Origin of the sequence: Acinetobacter lwoffii (genome assembly GCF_024129735.1) — a bacterium.
GTDB classification, from domain to species: Bacteria; Pseudomonadota; Gammaproteobacteria; order Pseudomonadales; family Moraxellaceae; genus Acinetobacter; species Acinetobacter lwoffii_H.
On the sequence record NZ_JAMXXK010000019.1, the window covers coordinates 47,351 to 53,350 of the forward strand.

The window sequence follows — 6,000 nt, forward strand, 5'->3', positions numbered from 1 at the left end:
ATTACCAGTTTGGCACGTCCTTTGCATCTATCTACATCATCATAAAGTGATCTAGGGTTCCGATACATGAACATTCATGTAGGTCTGCGACCGAGAGTTCACGGCTAGGTTTGTTCAAACCCAAGCTACACGGAGGGATAAAAGCCCGGGAGGTAAACCGTAAAAAGATTGGGATGGATGCAAATGAGCACAATAACTTATCACGAAGATCAAGTCCTCTGGACTGAACGTTTACCGGGTGGACACCACTGGTCAGCACGCATTCAGCGTGGCGCAGTTTTACAACTCAAATCTTTAGGCGCGAATGCCAATGTTTCACTGTTTTGTGTAAATAGCGAAGACAAGCTTGAAGCCTATAACATGCCAGACAGCTTAAAAGCACAACACACGGCATTTTTAAGTACAGGGCATATTTTAGCGTCTGACCTTGGACGCGCGATGGTATCCATTGTGAAAGATGATCACGGTTGGAACGATGCCTTTTGTGCGCCAAGTACCGCACCGCAAATTGGAGCACAGTTTGGCACGAAGACCTTCCAGGATGCCCGCAACGACATGTACCGCAATGCTAAAGACAGCCTACTTTTAGAGATGACCAAATTTGGTTTATCTGCGACGAATCTGAGTAATACCTTAAATCTATTCTCAAAAGTTCAACCGGATGACAATGGCAATTTAACTTATGTGAAGTCTGACAATACCGACCAAGTAATTGAACTACGCTTTGAAATGGATTGTTTGGTGTTTTTATCCAGCGCACCACATGCACTCGACAATTCTAATGAATATGCACCAGCCGATATTCAGCTCTCACTCTTTAAAGCACTGCCTTTAGGCGACACCGATGTCTGCCGTGACTCATGCCCGCAAAATCAGCGTGCGTTTCAAAATAATAACCGCTACTACGCTTTAACTGCTTAAGGGGAATGATCATGACTGCACTCGTAAATCTAGAAAAATCAGTACTTAGCGAAGTTTGTCCTGCCGGTGAAGCATGGATGTGTGAAGTCAAAAAAGGCCAGTATTTCCGTATTGTTGACCTTGAAGGCAACCAGGCGGTTGATACTTTATTTATTTCCGCACATAACCCTGAAGAGCGTTATAGCGCAACCGATACTTTGGCGATGAACCGTCAAATTTATCTCGAAAAAGGCACAACTTTATATACTAACTTTGGCAATAAAATCGCCACCATTAATGATGACAATTGCGGTCGCCATGACACTTTAGGCGGTGCATGTTCATGTGAAAGTAATACGGTCCGTTATGCCCATGACAAATACCCAATGCACAGTTGCCGTAACAATTTCATGATTGCGTTGTCACAACATCCCATTGCCAAAAAGCATGGTTTAAACGTGCGCCACATTGGACCAAACATTAACTTCTTTATGAATGTTCCCGTCACTTCAGAGGGTCACTTAAAATTTGATGATGGTATTTCTGCACCGGGGAAATATGTCGAAATCAAAGCCGAGATGGATTTGATTGTACTGATCTCAAACTGCCCACAACTGAATAACCCATGCAATGCTTATAACCCAACTAAAATTCAACTGATTGTCCGTGAAGGCGAGGAAGCGTAATCATGTTTAATAAAGTTCTCATCGCCAACCGTGGTGCAATTGCGTGTCGTGTCATTCGTACCCTTAAAAAATTAGGCATTCAATCGGTTGCGGTGTATTCAGAAGCGGATCGTGATTCTTTACATGTGACTTTAGCCGATGAAGCGGTCTTTATTGGCGATGCACCTGCGAGCCAAAGCTATTTGAATGTCGATAAAATCTTAGAAGTGGCAAAACAAACTGGGGCAGAAGCCATTCATCCGGGCTATGGTTTCCTGTCTGAAAATGCCGAATTCTGTAATCTGTGTGAAGCGCAAGGCATTGTGTTCTTAGGGCCAAATGCCGAGCAAATGAAAGCTTTTGGTCTCAAACATACTGCACGTGAATTAGCAATTCAAGCCAATGTACCATTACTTCCGGGCAGTCAGTTGTTGGCAGACGAAGCCGAAGCACTGCTTGAAGCGGAACGTATTGGCTATCCTGTAATGCTGAAAAGTACTGCAGGCGGTGGTGGTATCGGCATGCGTTTGGTGTGGAATGCGGAAGAGCTGAAAGATGCTTACACAACCGTGTCCTATTTAGCACAAGCCAACTTTAAAGATGCAGGTTTATATCTCGAGAAATTCGTACAAAATGCTCGTCATATCGAAGTGCAAATCTTTGGTGATGGCAACGGTTTAGTTCTAGCACTGGGCGAGCGTGATTGTTCGGTGCAACGTCGTAACCAAAAAGTGATTGAGGAAACGCCTGCACCACATTTAAACGATACGCAACGTGCCTATATTCAAAATGTCGCGATTCAATTGATGCAATCGGTGAATTACCGTTCGGCAGGTACCGTTGAATTTGTGATGGATACTGACACACAAGAATTCTACTTTTTGGAAGTGAATACCCGTCTACAAGTGGAACATGGCGTTACTGAACAAGTCTTTGGTGTCGATCTTGTGGAATGGATGGTGACTTTAGGCAGTGGCGATTGGGTTGCACCAACATCAAAACTTGAGTCACAAGGACATTCAATTCAAGTGCGTCTTTATGCCGAAGATCCAATCAAAAACTTCCAACCAAGTGCAGGACTTTTGACGCATGTTGAGTTCGATGCCAACGCGCGTAATGAAACTTGGGTAGAAACAGGTTCAAACGTCTCATCTTTCTATGACCCGATGATTGCCAAAATTATTGTGACTGCGGATGATCGTGATTCTGCAATTCAAGCCATGACAGTTACGCTCGCTAAAACCCAAGTGGCGGGCATTGAAACCAACCTTGAATATCTACAAAACATTATCGACTGCAATGTCTTTAAAGCCGGTACGCAAACCACACGTTTTTTAAATACCTTTGAGTGGAAAACTCAAAAAATTGAAGTGCTACAAGCGGGCATTCAAACCGCCGTGCAAGATGTGACAGGACGTTTAGGTTACTGGGATGTTGGTGTTCCGCCATCAGGTGCGATTGATCCGCTGTCTTTGAATGTCGCAAACCAATTGTTGGGCAATGCACCGAATACCGCAGGGCTAGAATGTACACTCCAAGGACCAAGTTTAAAATTCCATTGCGATAGCCAAATTGTCTTGGCAGGTGGCGATATGCCATCGACGTTGGATGGTGTTGCTGTCCCAATGTGGCAAACTGTGAATGTGCGTAAAGGTCAGACGCTGAAATGTGGCAAGATCGCCACAGGTTGCCGTACTTATATCGGGATTAAAGGTGGTCTGAATGTGCCTGAATATTTAGGCTCACAAGCGACTTTTACCTTGGGTCAGTTTGGCGGTCATGCGGGGCGTAATTTACTGATTGGCGATATGCTTCCAATCACGGCATTTACATCTGATGACGTGAAAGCCTTAATAGAAGATCAAATCCCAACATTTTCCAATTCTTGGGAAATTGCGGTGATGTACGGTCCACATGGTGCGCCTGATTTCTTTACCAAAAACGACATTGATACCTTCTTTGCCAACGAGTTTGAAATTCACTTCAACTCCAGCCGTACCGGAATTCGTTTGATTGGTCCAAAACCAGAATGGGCTCGTCAGGACGGTGGCGAAGCGGGTCTGCATCCATCCAATATTCACGACAATGCTTATGCGATTGGTGCCATCGACTTTACTGGGGATATGCCAATTATCTTGGGGCCAGATGGTCCAAGCCTTGGTGGTTTCGTGTGTCCTGCGGTAGTGATTAATTCTGAACTGTGGAAACTCGGTCAACTGAAAGCAGGCGATAAAGTGAAGTTTGTGCCTGTGAGCTACCATCAAGCGAAATTGCTGAATGAAAAATATCATGTTCAATTAACTGCCCAAGATACACAAGCGGTTACTTTTGATAAATCGTTCTATTCTGAAATCAGCACCTTAAAATCTGCCATTTTAGACACCTTAAAAGGTCAAAATGGTACGCCTGATGTGGTGTATCGTCCTGCCGGCAATAACTATATGCTCGTTGAATATGGCGAGTTGGTTTTAGATTTAAACCTGCGTTTCCGTATTCATGCGCTGATGCAATGGGTCAAAGATCAAAACATTCAAGGTATTATCGACCTGACACCGGGCATTCGTTCACTGCAAATTCATTTTGATTCGACTCAGCTCGATCAGATTGATTTATTGCGTATGCTACAAGTGGCGGAAGAGCAACTGCCTGATGTGACCGAGATGCAAGTGCCATCACGTACCGTGTATTTACCACTAGCTTGGGAAGATTCACAAACCCAACTCGCAACCGAACGTTATATGCAAACCGTGCGCCCTGATGCGCCGTGGTGTCCGGACAATATCGAATTTATCCGTCGTATTAATGGCTTAAAAGACAAACAAGCTGTGAAAGATGTGGTCTATAACGCCAGTTATTTGGTCATGGGCTTGGGCGATGTGTACTTGGGTGCGCCTGTGGCAACGCCACTTGATCCGCGCCAGCGTTTGGTCACCACCAAATATAACCCTGCACGGACATGGACACCTGAAAATGCTGTGGGTATTGGCGGTGCGTATATGTGTGTCTACGGTATGGAAGGTCCGGGTGGCTATCAGTTTGTCGGTCGTACTTCGCAAATGTGGTCACGCTACCGTAAAAACCCTGATTTTGAGCAAGGTATGCCGTGGTTACTGCGCTTCTTTGACCAAATTAAGTTTTATGAAGTGTCTGAAGCGGAACTCATGCAAATGCGTGAGGACTTTAAAGCAGGGCGTTTAAAATTACGCATTGAAGATGGTGTATTGAATCTAAAAGAATACAACGACTTCTTAACTGAAAACCAAGAATCTATTTCGGCATTTAAAGCGGTGCAACAAGCTAACTTTGATGCAGAGCGCCGTCGTTGGCATGAAGCAGGACTTGCAGAATATGTCTCTGAAAGCCTAGATACGGTGGATGATGGTGAAGGCGTTGAAGTGCCTGAAGGTGGTTGTGCAGTGGAATCGCACATGCCGGGTTCAATTTGGAAAATTGAATGTCAGTCGGGTGATATTGTGGAAGAAGGCGCAACGCTTGCCGTGATTGAAGCGATGAAGATTGAGATTCCAATTATTGCGCCTGAGCGTATGCGTGTAGATGCGATTACCATTGAAAAAGGTCAGACGGTTAAAACGGGGCAAGTGTTGTTTACGTTGGCGCCAGTGGCTTAAAGTGATTTTTTAAAAAAGGGAGTAGTAACTACTCTCTTTTTTATTTATAAATATATGATTATTTTATTTAGATGTAATTATAAGTATATGATTGATTACCAAAAAGATTTTCCTTTACTTATTAGTTCGTTACCTGAACGCCTTCAAAAATTATTACAACTAGAGACTATTGATAATCCAGCCTCAGATGTTGAAGTTGCGACAAGGTTCGTAAAAAATCAGTATGAGGAAGGTTATGAATATGTTCACATGTTAATGGCTTGCATTCCAGAAAGTGATTTATCAAATATTTCTGTCTTTGCTGAAACTGCACATGGACTGGTTAGGGAAGGCAGACCTCATGTAAATAATAAAGGTGGGTTAGGTTATATAGCATTAGATGTCTCTGGTCATGATTATATAATAGCATCATGGGGAGATGGAGCTAGATATAGTTATAACTTAGCTGAAAAAGTATGGATGACATTAGGTTTAACTCCTCGCTTAATTGGCAATACGGATCAACAGATTATTTATGATGACTTGGCATCTCCATTGTTAAATATTGCAAGTGGAGATGTCTGTTGTGAGTATGAGTTCACCCAGTCTAAAAATATAAAATGGACTATGCGGAATGACTACTTAAGAAATTTTCTATGGATGAGAAATTGTTATGCTTTTAGAGTTTTCTTTTATGAAAGCTATATCGAAGAAACAGAGGAGATAAAACAGTTATTAGGGCGTGTCCTCATTTGAAGAATTGGTTTTAAATACTTAAAATCCTCCTTTGAGTTATTTTTATTTCTATATTTTCAATGGCACGTACT

General features: G+C 43.0%; 4 protein-coding genes and 1 riboswitch. All 4 genes read left to right on the forward strand.

Annotation, left to right across the window (positions count from 1 at the left end; translation table 11 throughout):
- The first annotated feature begins 40 nt into the window (after positions 1-40).
- A riboswitch (guanidine-I (ykkC/yxkD leader) is annotated at positions 41-154 on the forward strand.
- A gap of 29 nt (positions 155-183) precedes the next feature.
- The 4 genes from NI469_RS07370 to NI469_RS07385 all read left to right on the forward strand — a co-directional run bounded on the left by NI469_RS07370 (position 184) and on the right by NI469_RS07385 (position 5,929).
- Positions 184-921 (forward strand): urea amidolyase associated protein UAAP1, encoded by a 738-nt coding sequence (locus tag NI469_RS07370; protein ID WP_253174748.1) that lies wholly within the window; start codon positions 184-186, stop codon positions 919-921.
- 11 nt (positions 922-932) lie between these two features.
- The gene (locus NI469_RS07375; protein WP_253174749.1) at positions 933-1,586 is read left to right on the forward strand and encodes an urea amidolyase associated protein UAAP2; all 654 of its coding nucleotides are present in this window, start codon (positions 933-935) and stop codon (positions 1,584-1,586) included.
- A gap of 2 nt (positions 1,587-1,588) precedes the next feature.
- A complete protein-coding gene (gene uca / locus NI469_RS07380) occupies positions 1,589-5,194 on the forward strand; it encodes an urea carboxylase (protein ID WP_253174750.1) in 3,606 nt (1,201 codons plus the stop codon).
- An 87-nt stretch (positions 5,195-5,281) separates the two neighbouring features.
- Positions 5,282-5,929, forward strand: a complete 648-nt coding sequence (locus NI469_RS07385) for a hypothetical protein (protein WP_253174751.1) — start codon at positions 5,282-5,284, stop codon at positions 5,927-5,929.
- Positions 5,930-6,000 lie beyond the last annotated feature (71 nt).

Coding starts and splice junctions, on each gene's coding strand:
- uca (WP_253174750.1), top strand. CDS start 1,589: ATGTTTAATAAAGTTCTCATCGCCAACCGTGGTGCAATTGCGTGTCGT.
- NI469_RS07375 (WP_253174749.1), top strand. CDS start 933: ATGACTGCACTCGTAAATCTAGAAAAATCAGTACTTAGCGAAGTTTGT.
- NI469_RS07370 (WP_253174748.1), top strand. CDS start 184: ATGAGCACAATAACTTATCACGAAGATCAAGTCCTCTGGACTGAACGT.
- NI469_RS07385 (WP_253174751.1), top strand. CDS start 5,282: ATGATTGATTACCAAAAAGATTTTCCTTTACTTATTAGTTCGTTACCT.